Below are 21,782 nucleotides of genomic sequence, written 5' to 3'. Positions count from 1 at the left end.
TGTACGGGGCCTGTTCTTTGAGAAGGTGAGATCGTTTGGGAAAAGGTGAGGGAAGAAAGAAGAAAGCAAGGCGCAGGCTGCCGCGCTGGGCAGACCGGCTCATCACGGCTCTGGTGATCCTTTTCGGTGTCGGCCTTCTTGTGTGGCCGTGGGTGGTCGATTACTTCGAAAGCCAGGGCGTTGGTGCTACGATCTCGAAGGTCACAGCCGAGGTCGATGCGCTTCCTGCTGACCAGAAGCAGTGGTATCTCCAGCAGGCACAGAGCTACAATGCCGTGCTTGCCGGAGATGAGCCCTCGATACTCGAAGAGGATATCGTTTCCTATGGTCAGCAGCTCACCTATGAGAACGACCCCATGATGAGCTGGATCGAGATTCCTTCCATCAATGTCAGCATGCCGATCTATCACGGCACCTCCGATGCAGCCCTGATGGCAGGTGTGGGACATCTTGAAGGTTCGAGCCTGCCTGTCGGGGGCACATCGACGCATGCGGTCCTCACGGCACATTCCGGCATGCGGAACCTCAGAATGTTCGATGATATCCACGAGCTCGAGGAAGGCGACATCGTCCTGCTGCATACGATGGGAGACATCCTGGCCTACCGTGTCACCTCTTCGGAGGTGGTCTGGCCAGACGAGACAGAGTCTCTTGCCATCCAGCCAGGTCAGGATCTCCTGACGCTTGTCACCTGCACGCCCTACGGCGTGAATGACCATCGGCTTCTGGTCCACTGCGTGAGGACCGACTATTCGCAGGAGGAAGCACAGGAAGCATCAATGCTTCAGAACAGGCACTGGGGTGCCCGTGAATGGGCTGTCCTCATCGTGGTCGTTGCCGCCGCTGCCCTTGTCCTCGATATCGTTGTCTACCGTTTCCGCAAGAAGGCAAAGCTCAAGAAGAAGGCACGGGATCAGGGACCATCCGGCAGCGATGAGCCAGACACCCTTTTGCCTGGACAGAAGAAGAGATAGGAAGCGAAGGCCCGCCATCTGTGCGGGCCTTCTTTGCTGCCGGAGACTTTTCTGCGAACCTGCGGCGGAGCATCGTATGCCGTTTACGGAATCGAGAGGATATCTTCGCTGGCTTGCTGAAACGCTGTCCAAGAACATGGCCATAGCCCCTGCAATCTGCAAAGGCGCAGCTCATAGCTGCAATGGGTGCTGAGCGTCTGTGACGGGCACTGCGCTGAATGTCTATGGATGCGTGTACATCTTTCTGGCATGGACAGCAGTTTATTGCATGACCGTTTACAAAGAACTCTCTGTTAGACCAGCATTGACGTAGCCGCTCCCTGCCGTTGCCAATAGTCCCAGAAGGGCTGGGGACGATCGATCATCTGGCGCCTCGTATGCTCGTAGAAGCCGCAGGCGCTCTGGCCGGAAAGCGTCTGAAGCCCGTCTGCGTCCGAGCGCCTTGCCTGCTCGAGCCAAAGGAACCAGGAGAGGTAGTGGTCCAGCCACTTGGTGGATACGCCGTGGAATGGGGCAAGGAAGATGCGCAGCCTCTGGTGCATCGCGTTGACCATGCCAAGCTCGCCGTCCTTCTGCAGGCGCGTGTCGGTGGCGGCATGCTCGGTGATGCCGAGGGCGGGAAGCACGCGCTTGTAGCCCTGATGGGCGTCGGTCGCCACCCAGGTGCCAGGACCGAGACCCTTGATGGCGTCTCTCAGGGCCTCATCCTTCGGCCTTCCCCTGTCGGCCACGCGGCAGAGCTCGTCTCCGGCATCATTGGCTCCGCAGATGACGCAGACCTTGAGGTTGGAGATGCCGCGCGCATGGACGGCGCCGCCGTGCTTGTGGGGCTTCCTCGGCATCTTGGCAGCACTCCTTGCCCTGTTTCCCGTGAGGGACTCGTCGAGGTAGGCGCCGTCTACCTGCCAGGAGACCGAAGGTCCGGTCCTGAAGGCGAGAAGCGAGCGCTCCATAACCTCGCAGAGTCTCATGCGCATGAACCAGGAGGTCCTGAGGCACACATGGCACGTCTTCGCGCACTGCCTCAGGCTTGAGCCCGAAAGCGTTGCTTCCACGAAGAGCGCCCAGGTCGTGGCATCGAGCTTCGAGGCGGCGAGCAGGCCCCTGCTCTTGGACGAGAATGTCCTCCCGCACCCCTTGCAGAGCCAGCGCTGGGAGCCGTCGGCATTGTGCCCTTTCCTGATGAAGGAGGAAGAGCCGCACCGGGGGCATGATCTGGGCGTCGCGCCATCTGCCTGCTTGCCAAGCTCGCGCGCGACCGCCGCCTTCGTGGCACAGATGAGATCACGCTTCTCCCCGAGGGAGAGCCCCTCCATCTCATGGAGTATGATGTCCAGCATCCCGTCCCCGTCTCTTCGATGTTGATGTTTGGCGACATTCATCTTAGGGCGGGGACGGGACATTATTACGTCAACGCTGGTCTAACGGAGAGTTACGCAAAAAGTCAAAGTGCGTCTCGCTCAAGATAATCGACAGGAAGATGAGCGCAAAGCCGGCAAGCAAACGCGAGGTGAGCACCTCCCCCATCAGCAGCACCGAGAACAGCACGCCCGATGGCGACTCCATCGAAAGCAGTAGTGAGCCCGTCGAGGCCGGGACATGCGCCAAGCCCACGTTTTGGATGAGCAAACCCACGCATGTGCAGCCTACCGAGAGAAATGCCATCACGCCAATAAAGCTCGGCGTCCACACGGATAAAGGCGCCTGGGTCTCGAACGGCAGCGAAGAGATCAGGCACAGCACACCGTTGCCCGCAAACATCCAAAACGTGATGACGTTGATGTCCATCTTGCGACCGTACTTAGCGGCCACCGCCATCTGGATGGCAAAGAAGACCGCGCCGCCCAGCGTAATAACATCGCCGACATTGAACTCGACGCTATCAAGCGCCACCAAGCCAATGCCCGCCAGACACAGCAACGCGGCGCCCAAGTTGTAACGGGTAAGTTTTTCGCCGCTTAGGACATAGCTCGCAAACGGAACCAAGATGCAGTACGTGCCCGTCAAAAACGCGCTTTTGCCTGCCGTGGTCTGCGCCAGGCCAATCGTCTGCAAACCGTAGGCACCCCACATGAGCGCGCCCATGCCAAGTCCAACAATCAGATTTCGAGCGTTGAAATGGGCAACAATGCGCTTGTGGAAGACGGCAAGCATGACCAGCGACGCCGGAAGAAAGCGAATGTAGAGCAGCTCGAACACCGGAATGGTATCGAGCGCGTCCTTCATGGTGGTAAAGGAATAGCCCCAGATGACCGCTATCGAAAGCAGCAAGACCTTCCAGAACAGCGGCGAGCGCGCACCGGCACCGCGAGAGGCACCGCCGGCACCCAGGTCTTCGCGGGCTACAGGGCTATCGGGCATATTTTCGATTTCAATAACGGCATGATGGGCCATAGGGCATCCTCGCGCTCGGTCTGGGCGTGGTGTCCGCACGCGCGCGACCGCATGCCGCCTCATGGTCAAATAAAAACGGGACGCGCCGGACCCCCGGCACGCCCCGCAACTGTAGCAACAATCAAGCAGCCCACGCAATTCAGCCCACTAAAGTATCGAACAGAAAAGCCTCGATGCTCCGGCAATGTCAGCGTTCACATTGTTGCGCTAGATTAATTTAGTACTCTCCAGCTTTTCGATAATCCAGTCGTTGGCTTTGATGACCGGACGACGGAAGACCACACCCAGGGCCAGCGACGGAATCAGATAGCTCGCCAGAATACCCAGCTCAACCCAGTACTCCATATGGTAGGCGCCAGCCATGGCGGCATGCATGGCATTGATGCCATGGGTAAACGGCAGGAACGGATAGATCGCCTGGAACACGGGGCCGGTCATCTCGATGGGGAATGTGCCGCCAGAACCACCGACCTGCATGACCAGCAGCACGACAGCGAGCGCCTTGCCGATATCGCCAAACGAAACCGTAAGCGTGTAGACGATATTGGAGAACACGAGACTCGCGATCCAGCCCGCCAACACAAACTGCAGCGGGTTGTCGCACTGGATGCCAAAGAACAGGATATCGCCGGCGCACACGAGCGTTGCCTGCAGCAGGGCCAGACCGCCAAAGAACAGGTACCGGCCCAGGTAGATCTCGTGCAGGCGCACGGGGATGAGCTCGTTGATGAGCTCATCGTCAACCGAGACCTTCATCATGGCCGCCAGTACGATCGAGCCAACCCAGAGCGACAGAATCGTGTAGAACGGTGCCATGGCCGAACCGTAGTTGCGGATCGGATAGACCGGCTTGCGGTCGAGCGCAACGGGGCCGGAAAGCGACGCGGCGAGGCCCTCGGGGTCGTTGCCGATCATCGTCTTGATCGTGGCTAGATCATCAGACATAAGGGCACCGTCGAGCTCGTCCTTAAACGCGCCGATCTTGTCCGACGCCTCGCCCAGCTGATCGGAAGCCTTGTTGACCAGCTTTGCAGCCTTGGAGAGGCCCTTTGACAGCGAACCGGATGCGTCGGTCAGGCCGTCTACGGCGCTATCCAGATCGCCCGAGATACCATCGAGCGAGTCTAGAATGCCCGAGACGGTCTTCTTGAGCTCCTTGGCCTTAACCGAGAACGTGGAATCGTAATCGGATTTGGCGCCCGCGATGCCGGCCTTGGCATCGTCGATGGCCTGGTCGACCTCGGCACGCGAGTTGTTGACCTCCTCCATTCCGTCCGAAAGGGACTCTGCGGTCGCCATCAGGTCCTTCGCATTGTTGCGGTACTCCATGGCAATTCTGCCCAGCGACGTCGCAGCGGACTTGAGGCCGTCCTTCAAATTCTCATCGCTCACCTGCTCGGCAAAGTCGCGGAGCTGGTCGGCCGTGGCGTCGATATCGTCGGCACGTTTATTGAGTGACTTAGCGCCATCTTTGAGCTGAGACACCGTAAGATTGACATGATTGTTTGCAGCTTTGAATGCCTTTGCGAGCTCGGTGGAAACGTTATCGAACGAACCCGCGCTCCCATCAATAGCGGCATCGATCGCATCGCTGGCGGACTTGAGCGCTTGCTCGGAATCGGCAATACCGCTCTCGGCATGCTGCATGAGCTGCTTCACCGACTCCTCGGTCGATCCGGACTGCTTGAGCATACCGCTCGCCGACGTCAGCGAATCGGACGTGGAGCTCAAAATGCCCGCAAGCGACGTTGCGCTGGCCTGAATGTCCTGCAAGCCCTGGACCGAATCGCCCAGCGTCGAGGACAGGTTGGCGATAAAGTTGCTCACCTGGTCGGTGCTCATGTAATCGAGCAGGCTGGACACCGTCTTAAGGCCGATGGTCGTGATGGTCTTGGTAAAGGTCTCATTGACTTGGCTCTGGACGGCGCTCGAGCCCTTCTCGGTCACGATCTGCGCGATGGCGTTGGCCTTCTGGTTCTCGTAGAACTCGATATCGGCATGCTTCACGTCGTTCGAAAAGAGCGTCATCATGTCTGCGCTAAACGTCTTAGGGATAACGACGGCAGCGTAGTACGCGCCCGACTTAACGCCCTCGATCGCCTTATCGCGGTCGTTGAGGACAACCCAGTCGAAGTTCTCGTTGCCGCGCAGGGTGGCGGTTACGTTTTCGCCCACGTTGACCTCGACGGGAATCAGATCGCTCTCGTAGCCCTCGTCGGTGTTGACCACGGCAATCTTAAGATTGCCGGTGTTGCCGTACGGATCCCAGCTGCCGGCGATGTTAAACCACGCGTACAGACACGGCACGATAATGAGGCCCATCACGACAATCAAGCCGATCACGGAGCGAGACACGTTTTGGACATCGCGCTTAAACAGATGCAGGATGTTCTTCATTTATGCCTCACCTCCTTTGGAGTGCTTGCCAAGCGGGGTGGTGTCCCCGTCGTTTCCGCTTACGTTGTCAACGCCGTCGGCATCTTGAGCCTTACGATGCGCACCGATATGCGGCAGACGGCTCGTGGGCTGTTCGCTGTCCTTGGTGCCCCGCTCACTGGCGTTGAGACCGAACATGCGACGGGCGGCAGGGATGGCAGCCGTGTGCTCGCGCATCTCGCGGCGCAAGTCCTCATCCGAAAGCGCCGAGATGCGCAACTGGGTATTGAGGCTCGCGCGGATATATTCGATATTGATAAGCCAGCCGCAGATGGCAATAACCGAGATGATCCAAATGACAAGCAGGATGATCTTGCCGTTATTGTCGATAGCGAGCACCGTCGAGAGCACAAAGAGCAGGACCTGCACGCCTACCACGGCGGCAAAACCGCCCTTGATGTAGTACGGGTAGCGATGTTCAAACGCCACGGCATGATCGAGCAGCTCGCGACGGTACGAATCCGAATCGAGCATGACGCGCATGGCCGTGCGCAGCGAATAGCGCTGGCGCGGCAGGTCGTTGGACTCGCAGATCATGAGGCCCGTCGTGGAAAGCTGCTTATCAAAGAGCAGATTGAGGTTGAGCAGCAACGGGCGCAGCTGCAGACCGATAAAGAGCGCCACGATCAGAAACACGCCCAGGATGCACAGGTTAAACAGGTAGTTGAACGAATACATGCCACCGACGGTCTCGCGCAGCAGATTGATGCCGTAGGTAAAGGGCAGCAGCGGATGCAGCCACTGGAAGAAGCCGGGCATCATCTCGATGGGGTACATGCCCGAAGAGCCCGGAATCTGCACGATAACCAGAATGACGCCGATCGCCTTGCCGATATGCTTAAACGTGGTGGACAGCGCATAGATGATATTGACGTAGGTGAACGAAATGGCGATGCCGCCCAGCACGAACAGCAGCGGGCTGACGCACTGCACGCCAATCACCAGATCGCCTACCGTAACGATAATGGCCTGGAACGCGCCCAGGATTACCAGGAGCAACCAGCGACCAAAGTAGCCCTGACGCGCGGTAAAGCTGCCGATGCCCTCGCGGTCGACCTCGAGCTTGTAGATAGCGATGAGCACATAGCCGCCCACCCACAGTGCCAGATTGGTGTAGAAAGGAGCAATGCCCGAGCCGAAGCTCTTGACCGGATAAATTGACTTTGAGGTCAGCTCGACCGGAGATGCCATAAAATCTGCGACGTCATTGACATCGACGCCCATCAGATCAGCCAGCTCGCCCATGGACTCGGAAGTCTGCAGGGCCGCGATGTCGTTGGCAGCGGTTGCGAGCCTGTCCTGGACCTTGGCAAGAGAGTCGTCGGTCTGGGACAGTGTGGTCTTGGCCTGTTTGAGCGTCGCATCGAGTTGGGCCAGCGTGCCACGCGCGCTCGCAATCGTGGGCGTAAGACCAGACACGATTCCCGTCAGATCACCCGAGACGGCGGCAAATGAATCAAGCGCGCTCGAGGCCTTCGGCAGCGCGTTTTGACCCAGGTCCGTCTGGGCCTGGCCAAGGTTAGTCGCACCGGTCTGGATTGCGTTATTGATAGCGTCGCTGGCACCCGAGACAGCCGCGGCGTCATTCGCCATGGCGCTCGACTGCGCAGACAGACTATCCTTGATGCTCTGAAGCTTTTCATTCTGCTCGCGGAGCAAATCGATGGTCGATACAATGCGCGCGTCAATTTCCTCGGAACCTGTCGACGTGTCATTAACGAGAATTTCCAAGTGCCCGATAACGGCCTTATTGTGGTCGATCGTCGCCTGGAGAGACTCAAGCGAGTTGTCGATACGGGTGGTCGTAGATGTGACCGTGCCCGTCAGCTTGCCAATCGCAGCGTTCGCGGAGGCTGACGTCTTGGTGAGCGCAAGGCTGCCTTCCGAGAGCGCCTTGGAGAGCGAGGTGATGGAATTACCCGCCGTGGCGCGAGCCTCGCCCAGCAGGTCGTTGCCCTGGGAGATCGCCTGCGTCAGCGACGGCGCCTGACCCTGTAGACCGGCAAGTGCTGCATCTGCCGAGGCAATGGAACCACTCGTCTTATCGATGGCGGCATTCATGTCGCCAATCGAACCACGCACCTCGCCCAAGGTATCGGATGCTTCGGACACCGAACTTGCCAGCGAATCCTGGGTCAGGGTTGCCTTGTCCTTTAAATCGACTCCGGCATCCTTGGCAATACCGGCAACGGTCTCGCCCGCCGTGGAGACAAATTCCGAGTTGATCTGCTCCTCGATGGTGCTTGCACCGGTGTCGGTAACCTTCGGCGCAATAGCGCTCTTCTTCTCATTGACGTAGTACGTAAGCTTGGGCTGATGGTAGTTGCCGTCGAGCATCGAAACCAGGTTATCCGAGAAGTTCTTGGGGATTACGATGGCCGCATAGTACTTACCGCTCTCGACGCCCTCTTTGGCATCGGCCACCGAATCGACGAAGGTCCAGCCCAGCCGATCGTTCTCCTTGAGCTGATCGACGACCTTATCGCCCGCGTTGAGCTCGCCCACCAAGTCGTTTTGGGTGCCCTGATCGTTGTTGGCGATGGCAATCTTGATACCCTGGGTGTTTCCGTACGGATCCCAGTTGGCAACGATGTTGTACCAGGCATACAGCGAGGGAATAACGCACACGCCGATGGTGACCACCAGGGCGACGGGGTTCACGATCAATCGCTTAATGTCACGCTTAAATATCGCAAAGGAGACCTTTGCATTGGATAGTTTGCTGCCGAGACTCACGCTTGGACCATCCATCCTGTCGTTGAATCGAATCGTACTATCGATAACCATTGTACGAAGGCGCTTTAGCGTCTCAGGGCACAATGGTATTGAGTTTTGCGGGTAGCAATATACTACGAAGATGAGTTAACGTACAGTTGTACAGTATCTTAAATTTCAGCAGGTCACAAAACCACAACCCGCACAAATTAGCAACCCAACTAGTCATTGGGGACGTTCTTAAACGACCAGTCAAACAAGAACGCCCCCAATGACTACTTAGGATCACGAAAGCGTCGCTGGTTGAGCATAAGTCAGCGAAAACGCCCCTAAGCGAGCAAGGTGACGTGAAAGAGGAGGGAAGCGTACTTCGGTACGCGACCGACGATTGAACGTCAGATTGCCGCTTAGGGGCGTTTGCAGCGTCGAGCCGTTACGCGGTTCGTAGAACCGCGTAACTTAAGTTACATAAGCTCGCAGACAGCCGCCGCGAAGGCAACGGGGTCCTCGGGCAAAATACCCTCGACGAGCAGAGCCTGGTCATAGAGCAGGCCGGAGTACTGCTTGATCTTGTCGGCATCGCCCGCCTTCTGAGCAGCGACGAGCTTGGCAAAGACCGGGTGCTTGGCGTTGAGCTCGAGCACACGCTGGCTCTTGGGCATGCCGTCGGGCGCACCCTCGGGACCCTTCTGAAGCACCTTCTCCATCTCGAGCGAAAGCGGACCCTCGGTGGTGATGCACGCGGGGGCATCGGTCAGGCGCGCAGAGACAGCGACCTTCTCGACCTTGTCACCGAGTGCCTCCTTCATGGCGCTAAAGAGGTCCTCGTTCTCCTTAGTTGCGTCCTCGGCCTCCTTCTTCTCGTCCTCGGTCGCCAGGTCAAGATCGCCGGTAGCGACATTCTTGAGCTCCAGGTGACGATCTTCGACCTCGGGCTCGGCACCGTCGGCAACGGCCTTCTCGGCAGCCTCGCGGGCAGCATCGTCCTCGTAGATCTTGGGCATATCGACGGCAACGTACTCACGCATAGCCTGGAACGTGAACTCATCCACATCCTGCGTCAGCAGCAGCACGTCATAGCCGCGGTCGAGTACGCCCTTTACCACGGGCATCTTGGTCAAGCGCTCACGCGAGTCGCCGGCGGCGTAGTAGATGGCCTTCTGATCTTCGGGCATGCCCTTGGCATACTCGGCCAGGGTAATCATCTTCTGCTCCTTGGCAGACCAGAACAGCAGCAGGTCGGCGAGCTCATCGGCCTTCATGCCATAGCTCGAATAGATGCCGTACTTAAGGCCACGGCCAAAGTTCTCAAAGAACTTCTCGTAGGCCTCGCGGTCGTTGTCACGCATATCCTCAAGGTCGGCGGTAATCTTCTTTTCCACACGCTTGGCGATAGCCTTGAGCTGACGGTTCTGCTGCAGCGTCTCGCGCGAGATGTTGAGCGACACGTCGGCGGAATCCACGACGCCGCGGACAAAGTTATAGTAGTCGGGAAGCAGGTCGTCGCACTTCTCCATGATCAGGACGTTGGAGCTGTAGAGCGCCAGGCCCTTCTCGTAGTCCTTGCTGTACAAATCGAACGGCGCGCGGCCCGGCACAAACAGCAGGGCGTCGTACTCGAGCGTACCCTCGGCGTGGAAGCTGATGGTGCGCGCAGGATCGTCAAAGTCGTGGAACGTAGACTTGTAGAACTCGTCATAGTCCTTCTGCTCAACATCGGAGCTGCGTTTCTTCCAGATCGGCGTCATGGAGTTAACGGTCTCGAGCTCCTGGTAGTCCTCGTACTCGGGCTTGTAATCCTCCGGCGCGTCCTCGGGCTTGGGTTTCTGGCGGCTCTTGGAGACCATCATTTGGATCGGGTAGCGCACATAGTTGCTGTACTGCTGAATCAGGCTCTTGAGGCCCCACTCGGTCAGGAAGCGATCGTAGGTCTCGGCCTCGCCATCGGCGTCGAGCTTCTCGTTCTCGCGCAGCGTCAGGATGACATCGGTGCCGTGCTCGGCGCGCTCGCCGTCCTCGATGGTATAGCCCTCAAGACCGTCGGATTCCCACACATGGGCGACATCCTCGCCATAAGCGCGGCTGACCACCTTCACGTGGCTGGCGACCATGAAGGCCGAGTAGAAGCCCACGCCAAACTGACCGATGATGTCGACATCCGAACCCTGCTGCTCGGCATTCTCGGTCTTAAACTCCTCGGAGCCGGAATGGGCGATGGTGCCCAGGTTGCGCTCGAGCTCCTCGGCGGTCATGCCAATGCCGTTATCCGAGATGGTAATGGTGCGGGCGTCTTTATCAAAGGAGACGCGAATAGCCAGGTCGCCCTGGTCGAGCTTGACGCTCGGATCCTGCAGGCTCTTAAAGTTGAGCTTATCGACGGCGTCGCTCGCGTTAGAGATAAGCTCTCGCAGGAAGATTTCCTTGTTGGTGTAGATGGAGTTGATCATGAGGTCGAGCAACTTTTTGCTCTCGGTCTTAAATTGACGCATGTGCAGTCCTTTCGCGCTACCCCCGTCCGCAAAAACAGCCCGGTTACCCGAGCCGTATCGCAGACCTGCTATGTTCAGACTTAGATTTTATAACCCATTAGCGCGCATATATACATGCGGAATCGAAAAACTGTATGTCCGAGCACTCCGATGCGCCAATTGCCAAGGAGTGTCCCCAACTGTCGACAGAAAAGGAACGTCCCTATCTGCCATCTACGCGCTTGGCCATCCAGGCATGGGGCTGGCCCTCGTCTTCGTAGTCAACCGGGGCAATTTGTGTGTAGCCAGCCTTTTCATAGAGCGGCAACACGTATTCCTGCGCGTGCAGCTTAATAAGTTTAGCGCCGGCATCGCGTGCGCATGTATCGCTGGCCTCGACGATCGCGCTTGCCAACCCGCGACGACGCATAGCCGGCAGCACGGCGACGCGCCCCATAATGTAGGTCTCCCCCGCGGCGACGCCTTCGTCCAAGTCGCACGCCGGTGGCACCGGAGCCTCCGCATCTGCCGCGCGCTCCAGCTCCTCGGGAAACACGCGCGAGCAGCCGGTGAGTTGGCCATCCACATACAGCGTCACATGGATGCAGCCCGGGTCCTCGTCAATCTGGTCAAACTCGTTTTCATAGCCTTGTTCGTCCATAAAAACGGCGCGGCGCACCAGCGCCGCGTCCTCAAAGCAACCTGTCTTAAGTTGGATATCCAAGGCGGCCCCTTCATTCAGTAAGAACGTTAGGGACAGATTTTAGCGAAAATGAGCCCCGCGCACACTAAACTTCGCACGCGCTTTTGCCAGGCAATCGTAGTGGCCCACGTTATGGGCGTCACTCGCGATAAAGCTGTACAAGTTCTGGTCGAACAGGCGCTGCGCCGGCTTTTTCTCGCGACCAAAGCGGCCGCCGGCGATAAAGTCTGCCGAAGCTTGCAGCTTGCAGCCCATATCGACCAGACGCTCGGCCACACTCACATCCTTTTGAACAGCGCGATATCGCTCGGGATGGGCGATGATCACCTGGTAGCCGCGGCATTGCAAATCATAAATCGTACTCTCGTACTCTCTAAACGCATAGGAATCAGCATGCGTCGAAAGCTCGAGCAGGAACTCGTTGGTTCCATCGAAATGCAGGTACTCCGCGGCGTCGATGCCCAGCTCGACGAGCTTTCGGTGGTTGACCTCAAAGCCCATCTGAAGCGGAAAACCATCTGCGTTATCCCGCAATAGCTCAAAGGCATCCCACATCTTGTCGTAGTCAAAATAGGGATCTCGACAATGCGGGGTGCAGACAATTCTGGTTACGCCAGCCTGCTTGGCAGCTGCAAGCATCGCCAAGCTCTCATCAAGATCGGCAGCGCCGTCATCTACACCCGGCAAGATATGACAATGAATGTCGCGCATAGGTCGGCCTTAATCAACTAAACGTTTGCCCGGTTGGTAAAGATGCCCATTTTAGAAGCACCCTGAGCAGCGGAACCGTTCTTTACCTTCTTACCTTCCTTGGTGTAGTAAGAATAGTAATAATCGCTGGTCTCGGTCTCGCAGTAATTCATAACGGTACCGATGAGCCTGACCTTCTCGGACTTCTTAAGCTGAGCGATGGCGTTGAGCGCCTCCTCGCGCTTGGTGAAGTCTTCGCGCACCACAAACAGCGTGCCGTCAGTCAGGCTGGCGATCTCGGCAGCATCGATGAAGGTGCCGACCGGAGGAGCGTCAAAGATGACATACTGGAACTTGGCAGACAACGCCTTAACCAGCTTGGCAAAACGGTGAGACACGATGATGTCGGCAGGATTGGGAATATGAGGCTCAGCATCGAGGAAGTAGAAGTTCTTCTGACCCGTCTCGACGATTGCCTGGTCAATGGAAATCTGCTCGGACAGGACTGCGTAGAGTCCGCCACGCGAACGAACGCCAAGCATATCGGAAAGAGACCTGCGGCGCATGTCTCCCTCGACCAGAAGAACGCTCTTGCCGCTGGTGGCGATAGCCTGGGCAAGGTTGATGGAAACCGTAGACTTGCCCTCGTTGGGAATCGAGGACGTAACGGTAATGGTGCGAATGGGATCGTCTACGCTCGAAAAGCGAATGTTGGCCAAAAGGGTCTTGGCGGCATTCTGCACAACAAGCTTATCGGTGCTCTTCGCCTTAGCCATGCCTATTTACCACCTTTCATAGCCGGAATTCGGCCAACAACGGGAATACCCAGGAGCTCTTCCGCCTCTTCGGCACCGCGAATACGCGTGTTGAGCATATCTTCCAAAACAACGTAGGCAATTGCGATAAAGACGCCGGCAAGGAACGCAACGGCAACGTACAGCAAGCGCTTGGGGCCGCTCGGAGACTCAGGGGTCTTGGCCTCATCGACCACGTTAATGCTCTGGGCGGCGCCAACATTTTGGGCGACCGTGCTTACCGAGTTGGCCATGGCCCTTGCAACCTTGGCCGTCTCCTTGGCATCGGTACCCGTCACCGAAAGCGTAATGACGCGCGTCGTGGTCTCGGACGAAACGGCAATCTTGTAATCATCCAGATCGGAAAGGCCCAGATCCTTGGCGGCACCACTCTTAACGCTATCGCTGTCGAGCAGCGTGGCGATATCGTTGGAAAGCATCTGGCTCGCCGAAAGGTCGTTATAGCTCATCTGACCGCCGTCGGTCTTAGCGAGAATGTACATGCTCGTCGTGGCGGTGTAGGTATTGTCCATCATGGCAAAGGACGCGATACCCATAACGATCGCACAGACCACCGGAAGGGTAATGACCAGCTTGAGATGCTTTTTAAGCAGCTGGAACAATTCGAGAAGGGTCATGCAGCTTGCCTTTCAGTTCCCGAGTTCGTATTGACAAAACTGCTCGTATAATATCGCATATTTCTACCATGCCCAAGCTCTATACATAAGATACAGCGTCCGCGTGTAAGTTGCGCAACAATTCACGCGGTAGCGGAGGCGCGGGCGTACCGTCTAATCCTCGGTTTTTGCTATGCCGCTACGCGAACGGTCCCTCTTGTTGCACGGGAAACGTTACCGTAATGGTGGTTCCCACGCCCGGCTCACTCGACAGGTCAATCGCGGCGTGATGGTACAGAGCGGCGTGTTTGACGATCGCCAAACCCAGGCCGGTTCCGCCACGCGCCTTAGAACGACTCTTGTCCACGCGATAAAAACGCTCGAACACTTTACCCTGCTCCTCGGGCGCAATACCGATACCCGTATCGGCAACAGACAGGTACGGATGACCCTCGTCATTGGTCCCGCAGCGCAGCGTGACCGTACCGCCAGGTCGGTTGTAGCGAATGGCGTTGCTTGCAAGGTTGTAGATCAGCTCGTCAATCAGGCGCGGCACGCCTTCGATCACCATGGGCTTCGTCTCGTGCCCAATGGTCACATTCGACTGCCGGGCAACTTGCTCAAGACGCTGTTCCACCGTCAACATGGCGCGAGAGAGCTCGATGGGTTCTGTGGACCCAATGGGCACCGCCTCGCCCTCGGATGCTCGCTCCGCCTCGTCCAAGTTGGAAAGCGTAAGAATGTCGTTGACGAGCGCTGCCAGGCGGCCCGCCTCGCGATAGATGCGGCCACCAAAGTTGCGCAAGTCGTCCTCGCCCTCAACCATGCCGTTTGCAATAAGCTCGGCATAGCCCGAAATCGCGGTAAGCGGGGTCTTGAGCTCATGGGTGATATTGGCCGTGAACTCGCGGCGCATTCGGTCGTTGTCCGCTAGCACCGCCATTTGGCGCTTGAGTTCCTGGCGCTGCGACTCGATACGCTCAAGCATGGGGACCATCTCGGCATAGGCGTGCTCATAGCTACGGCGTGGGTGGTCCAAATCCACCTCTTGCAACGGCGCGATGATTGCACGGGACTCGCGGCGCGCCATAAAAAACGAGAGTATTGCACCCGCTGCTGCGATAAGCAGCATCGGCGCCACCATCGACAGCAAAATCGCCGCAACGCCAGGCTGGGCTTGCGCCAAGCGGACAACCTGGCCGTTATCAAGGGCGACGGCGCGATATAGCATAATCTCGTCGAGCGTAGAGCTTGCGCGCTCCGCGGAACCCAAACCACTCTCAAAGGCCTCGATGACCTCGGGGCGATCGCCATGGTTTGGCAGTGAGGAAGGCGACGCCTCGTTGTCGTAGGCAACCGATCCATCCTTGTTAATCAGCGTGATGCGCAAGTCCTCGCGATCGAGGCTACGCAAGAACGGGATGGGCTCCTGCTGTTCGTCGAGGGCGGCAGCAATGAGCTCGGTTTCCTGCGCCAGATTGGCACTCGTGGCATCCGCCAAGGTGTTTTGCACAAAGAACGCACCCAGCACCGTAAACGCCACGATAACCGCCATGGCGCAAACAAAGATCGTCACAAAAACGCGGTGCGACAGCGTATGTTTTCCCTGGGGGGCGAAGACCACGGGTTACTCCTCCGATGCGGTGGCCGCGGTGTCGTCACCTTCGGCACCGTCACCGGCAGAAGGCTCGGCCAAACGGTAGCCCACGCCGCGCACGGTCTCGATGGCGCTGGCATGCTCGCCCAGTTTTTGGCGAAGCGTCTGCACGTGCACGTCAACGGTGCGCGAACCGCCGTCGAAGTCCCAGCCCCACACGCTCTGCAGCAACGACTCGCGGGTAAAGACCACGCCGGGCTTGCGCATGAGGTACTCGAGCAGGTCGAACTCGCGCAGGGTGAGCTTAAGCGGCTCGCCGGCAACGGTCACCTCGCGATGGCTGGGCGAAAGCACGATATCGCCCACGCTGAGCACATCGCTCGCCTGCTTGACCATGCCGCCGCGACGCAGCAGTGCGCGGCAGCGGCTCGCAAGCTCCATGAGCGAAAACGGCTTAGTCAGGTAATCGTCGGCACCGCCATCGAGCGCCATCACCTTGTCGAGCTCGGTATCCTTGGCGGTAAGCATCATGATGGGCACCGTCTCCGTCAGGCGATCGGCACGCAGGCGACGCATAATCGCCAAGCCATCGGTATCGGGCAGCATGATATCGAGCAGCACGGCATCGGGCACCCGTCGCGCCACGGCAGCCTTAAACTCACCGTCGCACGAAAAGCCTTCGGCCTCGATCCCCTGCTTGCGCAGTGCATAGACCGTCAAATCCCTGATGTTGTCATCGTCCTCGACGTAATAGATCATGTTGAACCCCTTTGCGGCCGGCATGACCGCATCTTAATCCTAAAGGTACCTTTACTAGATGGTATCAGCCAAAACGCCCCGTCAAATAATCCGCCGTACGCGGGTCAGTAGGATTTTTGAAAAGCTGAGCGGTGGGCGCGTGCTCCACCAACTCACCTAGCAAGAAAAACGCGACGGAATCGGATATGCGCGCCGCCTGCTGCATATTGTGTGTAACGACCACGAGCGTGCAGGTCTCTTTGAGCTCGCAGGCCAGCTGCTCCACCACGAGCGTCGACACGGGGTCGAGCGCCGAGGTCGGCTCGTCCATCAGCAGAATATCGGGCTGCACGGCAAGTGCGCGGGCGATGCACAGGCGCTGCTGCTGTCCACCCGAAAGACCCAGGCCCGACTTTTTGAGCTTGTCCTTGACTTCGTCCCACAGGGCAGCGCGGCGCAGGGAGTCCTCGACCAGCTCATCCAGCACGGCGCGATCGCGCACACCCATACCGCGAGGGCCGTAGGCGACGTTGTCGTAAATGCTCATAGGAAACGGGTTGGGGCGCTGGAACACCATGCCCACGCGCTGGCGAAGGCGGCAGATGTCGTAATCGCCCAGGATATCTTGACCATCGAGCGCAATCTTGCCCTCGATGCGGCAGTCCTTGATGCCGTCGTTCATGCGGTTAAAGCAACGCAGCAACGTCGACTTGCCGCAGCCCGAAGGACCGATAAACGAGGTAATCTGCTTGTCGCGGATCTTGATGGACACATCCTTAAGCGCGTGGTGATCGCCATAGAACAGGTCGAGGCCCTCGACATCGATGCGCGTCGGCGAGGCGGCAAGGTCCTCTGCCGTGGGGTGAGTCGCATCCCCAACTTCGCGCTCATGCGCGGCCTCGGCCTGCGCTTCCATTAGCTCCTCGAGCTCCGTGGGCCCCACAGCCGCAGCAGCCGTCATACCGCATACCTCCACATCGATATCAAATCAGCAGTATCGATAGTAAAAATCGCAGCTCATATATGCGTGAGCGTATTGTCAAGTATTTGTAAGGACCTCCTCGATACGCGACGGGCAATCATATCGACCGTGCACACCCAAGCGTCCGCTCAGACACGAAGATAAACCTTACGCGCCAAACCCCAAGCGGCACAGCCGGTAAACGATATACTCTAGAGCCAAAGGAGACCATCCCGTCGAAAGCGAAATCAGTGAAGCATCTTACCCCTCTTGTAAAGCGTTCCGCGCAGCTGACCGTTGGCCTTGCCTGCGCCGTCGCCCTTGTCGCCGGTATTCCGTCCGTCGCCGGCGCCCAAGTGCTCACGACCGATAACATCTGCGGCAAAGCCGCCGATGCACGCGGCATTGCAGCCGAAGACCTGCCCGATATCGATGCCTCCAATGCGTTTGTCATGGGTAAAAACGGCACCGTCTACTATGCCCGTAGCGCCGACGAGCAAATCAAAATCGCCTCGATCACCAAGGTCATGACTGCAATCCTCGCGGTCGAGAACTGCAAAATGGACGAGAAAATCACCGTGAGCAACGCGGCGGCAGCCGTAGGCAACTCGACCGCGGGACTCCTCGAAGGCGACGAGCTCACCGTCGAGCAAGCGCTGCGCGGCCTGATGATCCCCTCGGGCAACGACGCCGCCATCGCGCTTGCCGAACACGTGGGCAAAAAACTTGACCCCAAGACCAAAGATGCCGTCGCTACGTTTGTAAAAGCCATGAACGAGCAGGCCAAGAAGCTCGGCTGCACGGGAACGCTCTTCGAGAACCCGCACGGGCTGGATTTTGACGAATGGGCCGGCGATATGCATTCAACCGCACACGATGTGGCATTGATGATGCAAGAGGCCATGAAGGACGACACGATTCGCGAAGTCATGGCGAGCAAAGATCCCTGGATCGAAGTGACGGGCGCCGACGGCTCCGATCATTCGCATTCCATGGAAACGCACAATGTTTTATTGGACCAAGACGGCAATATCGGCGGTAAGACCGGCACCACCGACGATGCCGGATACTGCTTTGCAAGCGCCTACAATCGCGATGGCGACGAGATCTATACCGTTGTCTTGAACTCCAGCACCACCGACCAGCGTTTTGCCGATACGGCCACACTTGCTAGTTGGTATTACGACCACAAGGTAACGGTCGAAATCGCCAATACGCAAAAGAAGACCGCCAACGGAAATCCGCTGATGGCACGTGTCAGTCAAACCGACTGGACAGACAAAACGATCGACGCCACGCTTGCCGACCCCACCGCGCAGGCAACGGTGTTCTCACTCGCCGGCGAAGTGACCGAAAAGGTTAGCTACGATGACCTTTCGGGCACGGTGCATGTTGGCGATAAGGTGGGCAGCGTTACGCTTAAGCAGGACGGCACCAAGATTGCCGTCATGGACCTGGTTGCCGACGAGGAAGGAACGGGGCCCAATCCCATCGAGTGGCTGCTCGTGAAGCTCGACCGCCTGGGCCGCCGCATCGACAACCGCCCGCTCACAGCCGAGAGCGAGACCGTAGCCAAGGCTCCTGAGGTGTAGGGCCAAAGCGTTATCACATCGAACCAAATGAGGCGTCCAACGGGGCGCCTCATTTTTTGAGGTTTCGAATCCCCAGCTAACGTTCTCCATACCAAAAAGGGCCCCTTACGGAGCCCTTCTTCAAATTCGTACTGGCGGAGAGCTGGGGATGTCCGGGCATGCTACGCATGCCCTCCGGCTTCAAAGCCTGGCGGCTTTTCGCCCACGGGCGACAAACGCTTTCGCGTTTGCTTAACGCCCGTGCCCTCTCGGGTTCGAATCCCCAGTTAACATTCTTCTAATCAAAAAAGGGCCCCAAATGGGACCCTTCTTTCAAGTCATACTGGCGGAGAGCTGGGGATTCGAACCCCAGATGCCCTTTTGGGGCATACTCGCTTAGCAGGCGAGCACCTTCGGCCTCTCGGTCAGCTCTCCGTAACAGCCGTTCCATAGTAACCAAACACTCGAATCCGGGCAAGGGGAAATTTTGATAATTGGCCGGCAGGCTTTCCTCCCCCATAAATCAAACCCCTATCCCAACGACCGGCTGAGGGAGCCGAGCTCATCGTTTCCCATCGTGCGCCACATTTGGAAGATGCAGACGCGTGCCAGGAAAAAGAAACCGTTATCGACCAGCTGCACAGCAGCGTCTGCCAGCTGGTTGGACACGGCAGGCACCGGCGGCAGTTCGAGCCCGGCCTTACTGATGGTCTCAACCGCTTCCTCGAACGTCGGTGGCTCATTGACACCCATCTCGTTCATAAGGCCCTGCATTTCCTCCAGTGCGTTGCTACCCGACTCCTCGCCGCGCGGTACCAAGCGGTAGCACGCCAACGCCAGCTCGAGCTGATCGCAGTTCCAGTAGGCAAACGCTAGGCGATAGAACAGGTAGCCGATTGAGGAACGGTCACTGGCAATGCGCAGGCCGTGGCGCGCCACCTCAATGACCTCGTCATAGCGCTCCAGACGCGCCAGCACGTTGATGAGTGCAAAGTGCGATTGCATGGATGAGCGCGCCAGATCGTAAAGATGACGCACCTCGGGCAATGCCCGCTCAAAATCCTCCTGATCGGCGTAAAAGCTGCAAATCTCATGCTGGGCAAAGTACAGCGCATCGGGAGCACGCAAAATACGAACGGAGCGGTCTTCCTCCATTACCGGCAGCACTATACGCACCAGCTGGTTGTCGCAAAACTGCGTCTGGACCGGTCCTGTCGCCAAAAGCTCGGCAACGGCGCACTTGGCCTCCAGCTCCTCAACAAGACGGGAAAAGCCCTCAAACGCACCCGCGCGGTCGACTTTTGCCTGCTCGCGCAACTCAGCGACGCGCGCCACATACGGGTCATCGCCCTCCTCCATAACCTCAAGCTCGTCAGCCGTATCGGCAAGCAGCAGGTCGCGCAACGCCGGCGGCAGCGAACGGTGGTCGTCACGCGGGCGGGCATGAACCTCAGCGGGCTCAATCGCATCCGGCGCGTCCGACTCATATGCCTCAAGCATGCGCTTGCACGGCATATCATCCATATCCATGCTTTCAAAATTCTTAGCGGCGGGAACGCAATTGGCCAGATAGGCCGCACGCCCAAAGGAATATGTTGCAATGATGCGCTCGCCCTGCTCGCCATCGGGAGCCGCAATCTGAACGTAGCAGCGCGTAATGCGAGCGCCCGAAGCAAAGCAAGCCGCTGCCAGCGTGAGCGCCACGCGCGCATCGTGCTCCGCGGCCCAAATCGCACGCACGTCCTCGTCCAACTCACGCCAGACGTCATCCTGGGCGTCGTATTCACGTTGAGGCATGGCATCCACGACCGAGCGCCCAAACCGAACGATCATAATCCCCTCGACAACGTTTGCCCGATAGGTATAGTCAAGCCGCGTGACAACGTTGAGGGCTTCGACCGCGCGCGCAAAACGGGTGCGCACGTCCCACTCACCGCCTGGCTGGCAAGCTACCGTACCCGGTTTGCCCCACGGGTTGTCACTCGAGGCCGTATCGAGCAGTCGGGGAACATCGTTGGTCGTCTTGGCGATATGCCACGCGTCAAAGAGCGCGCAGCCCTCAAGGCTCGGCGAGGATGCCGCAGGGGCCAATCCGGCCCCGATGCGCTCAAGGATGCCGGAGAGGCGGTTAAGACGACACTCGATAGCAAGCAGCATGTCAATCTCGTCCTGGTCCAGCAGGCTACGATCAAAATTGAGATAGAACAGCTTTGAGCGGTCGATACGCGCTAGGCCCATCTCGGACTTGGCAGCGATGGTGCGCAGTCGGGGCAAATCGACCTCGCTCATAAGGGCGGCGGCATAACGCTCGATACCGCTCGGATTATCGGCATGGTCAACGCGGTAGAGCAGCGTCTCGATAGCATCGGGGAGCGGTGCCGTGTTAAAGCCCAAAAACACCTCGACCGGCTCGGGCAACTTTACGAGTTTGATCTTGTTGGCGGTGTTTTTTATACCCTCATCGAGCTCGTCGGCAGGTACCGTGTTCGCAAGAGCGTTTTTGGGGTCGGCAAATATCACGTAGCGCAAGAACATCGAGGCCATAAACTCGCCATAAGGGAGAGCACGGCTCGAATTCCATGTCTCGTGGTCGGACTGCTCACGCATGGGCCCTTCGGGAGAGCCGGCCGTTCGCGCGCAAGCGCGCATTGCACCGTTGGCTCCCCGCACCAAAATCTCGCCAACACTGGAATCGGACTCGTCAAGGACCAATTTCATGTCGGGGCTCTTGGGCAATGGCACTTTCTGAACAGGGCCGTCAACCTTATAGACCTCACCTGACACGCTCACGTAGCCCAAAAGCGATATGTGGCTTTTGCCTACGAATTCGACGACGTAGCAAGACTCTTTAGGATCCTCGCCAAAAACTTTCCAGACAACACCATACGAGCGCCCCGCGGGTTGCTCTGGCATCGATGGAAAACGCTTTTTGGGGTCGAGAAACCTGAGCTTGTATGTCGGACGCTCTGCCACGAAATATCACCCTGATCGGTCGTCTAGCGAAGGAGTGGTCGCGGACGGACCGCGACATCTACTCGGAATCTTACACGAGTCGATAAGAAATAGTCTCCCGCGGGCGGAGGCGCACGATTCCAGTCGAATGTCTGGGGTCGAATGGCGGCGT

General features: G+C 58.2%; 15 protein-coding genes and 1 tRNA gene. 2 read left to right on the top strand and 14 right to left on the bottom strand.

The genetic code is table 11. The features are described from left to right. Positions 1-35 precede the first annotated feature (35 nt). Complete coding sequence (locus ACQRAP_RS07685) at positions 36-974, top strand: class C sortase (protein WP_427795303.1); 939 nt, start codon at positions 36-38, stop codon at positions 972-974. 293 nt (positions 975-1,267) lie between these two features. Here the strand turns inward: ACQRAP_RS07685 and ACQRAP_RS07680 are convergent, their stop codons facing one another. The 12 genes from ACQRAP_RS07680 to pstB all read right to left on the bottom strand — a co-directional run bounded on the left by ACQRAP_RS07680 (position 1,268) and on the right by pstB (position 17,087). After that, positions 1,268-2,314 carry an IS1595 family transposase gene (locus ACQRAP_RS07680; protein WP_427795302.1) on the bottom strand — a complete coding sequence of 349 codons (1,047 nt, stop codon included), beginning with the start codon at positions 2,312-2,314 and terminating at the stop codon, positions 1,268-1,270. A gap of 70 nt (positions 2,315-2,384) precedes the next feature. Next, positions 2,385-3,368: a DMT family transporter gene (locus tag ACQRAP_RS07675; protein ID WP_427795301.1), complete on the bottom strand. Its 984-nt coding sequence runs from the start codon at positions 3,366-3,368 to the stop codon at positions 2,385-2,387. Between the two features lie 207 nt (positions 3,369-3,575). Further along, positions 3,576-5,765 carry a YhgE/Pip family protein gene (locus ACQRAP_RS07670; RefSeq protein WP_427795300.1) on the bottom strand — a complete coding sequence of 730 codons (2,190 nt, stop codon included), beginning with the start codon at positions 5,763-5,765 and terminating at the stop codon, positions 3,576-3,578. Next, entirely contained in the window at positions 5,766-8,540 is a 2,775-nt protein-coding gene (locus ACQRAP_RS07665; RefSeq protein ID WP_427795299.1) for a YhgE/Pip family protein, read from the bottom strand. Between the two features lie 443 nt (positions 8,541-8,983). Beyond that, complete coding sequence (gene htpG / locus ACQRAP_RS07660; protein WP_427719038.1) at positions 8,984-11,008, bottom strand: molecular chaperone HtpG; 2,025 nt, start codon at positions 11,006-11,008, stop codon at positions 8,984-8,986. Between the two features lie 202 nt (positions 11,009-11,210). Beyond that, positions 11,211-11,711: a GNAT family N-acetyltransferase gene (locus ACQRAP_RS07655; RefSeq protein ID WP_427795298.1), complete on the bottom strand. Its 501-nt coding sequence runs from the start codon at positions 11,709-11,711 to the stop codon at positions 11,211-11,213. Between the two features lie 39 nt (positions 11,712-11,750). After that, positions 11,751-12,401, bottom strand: coding sequence for a tyrosine-protein phosphatase (locus ACQRAP_RS07650; RefSeq protein WP_427795297.1), 651 nt, complete (start codon positions 12,399-12,401; stop codon positions 11,751-11,753). Between the two features lie 17 nt (positions 12,402-12,418). Beyond that, a complete protein-coding gene (locus tag ACQRAP_RS07645) occupies positions 12,419-13,156 on the bottom strand; it encodes a CpsD/CapB family tyrosine-protein kinase (protein WP_427795296.1) in 738 nt (245 codons plus the stop codon). A 2-nt stretch (positions 13,157-13,158) separates the two neighbouring features. Continuing rightward, on the bottom strand, positions 13,159-13,812 hold the full coding sequence (locus ACQRAP_RS07640) for a YveK family protein (protein ID WP_427795295.1): 654 nt from the start codon (positions 13,810-13,812) through the stop codon (positions 13,159-13,161). Positions 13,813-13,990: 178 nt separating this feature from the next. Then, a complete protein-coding gene (locus ACQRAP_RS07635; RefSeq protein ID WP_427795294.1) occupies positions 13,991-15,415 on the bottom strand; it encodes a sensor histidine kinase in 1,425 nt (474 codons plus the stop codon). A gap of 3 nt (positions 15,416-15,418) precedes the next feature. Further along, positions 15,419-16,147: a response regulator transcription factor gene (locus ACQRAP_RS07630; protein WP_154517679.1), complete on the bottom strand. Its 729-nt coding sequence runs from the start codon at positions 16,145-16,147 to the stop codon at positions 15,419-15,421. Positions 16,148-16,211: 64 nt separating this feature from the next. Continuing rightward, on the bottom strand, positions 16,212-17,087 hold the full coding sequence (gene pstB / locus ACQRAP_RS07625; protein ID WP_427795292.1) for a phosphate ABC transporter ATP-binding protein PstB: 876 nt from the start codon (positions 17,085-17,087) through the stop codon (positions 16,212-16,214). A 251-nt stretch (positions 17,088-17,338) separates the two neighbouring features. Here pstB and ACQRAP_RS07620 point away from each other — a divergent pair, with 251 nt between their 5' ends. Beyond that, on the top strand, positions 17,339-18,679 hold the full coding sequence (locus ACQRAP_RS07620; RefSeq protein ID WP_427795290.1) for a D-alanyl-D-alanine carboxypeptidase family protein: 1,341 nt from the start codon (positions 17,339-17,341) through the stop codon (positions 18,677-18,679). A 323-nt stretch (positions 18,680-19,002) separates the two neighbouring features. Here the strand turns inward: ACQRAP_RS07620 and ACQRAP_RS07615 are convergent. Further along, a tRNA-Ser gene (locus ACQRAP_RS07615) sits at positions 19,003-19,093 on the bottom strand. Between the two features lie 96 nt (positions 19,094-19,189). Beyond that, a complete protein-coding gene (locus ACQRAP_RS07610; RefSeq protein WP_427795289.1) occupies positions 19,190-21,376 on the bottom strand; it encodes a tetratricopeptide repeat protein in 2,187 nt (728 codons plus the stop codon). Between the last annotated feature and the right edge of the window lie 406 nt (positions 21,377-21,782).

The sequence above is a fragment of the Collinsella sp. SGI.180 genome (genome assembly GCF_050313455.1).
Taxonomy (GTDB): domain Bacteria; phylum Actinomycetota; class Coriobacteriia; order Coriobacteriales; family Coriobacteriaceae; genus Collinsella.
The sequence above is the reverse complement of the archived record's forward strand: the minus strand, read 5'-3'. Positions and strand labels throughout refer to the sequence as shown.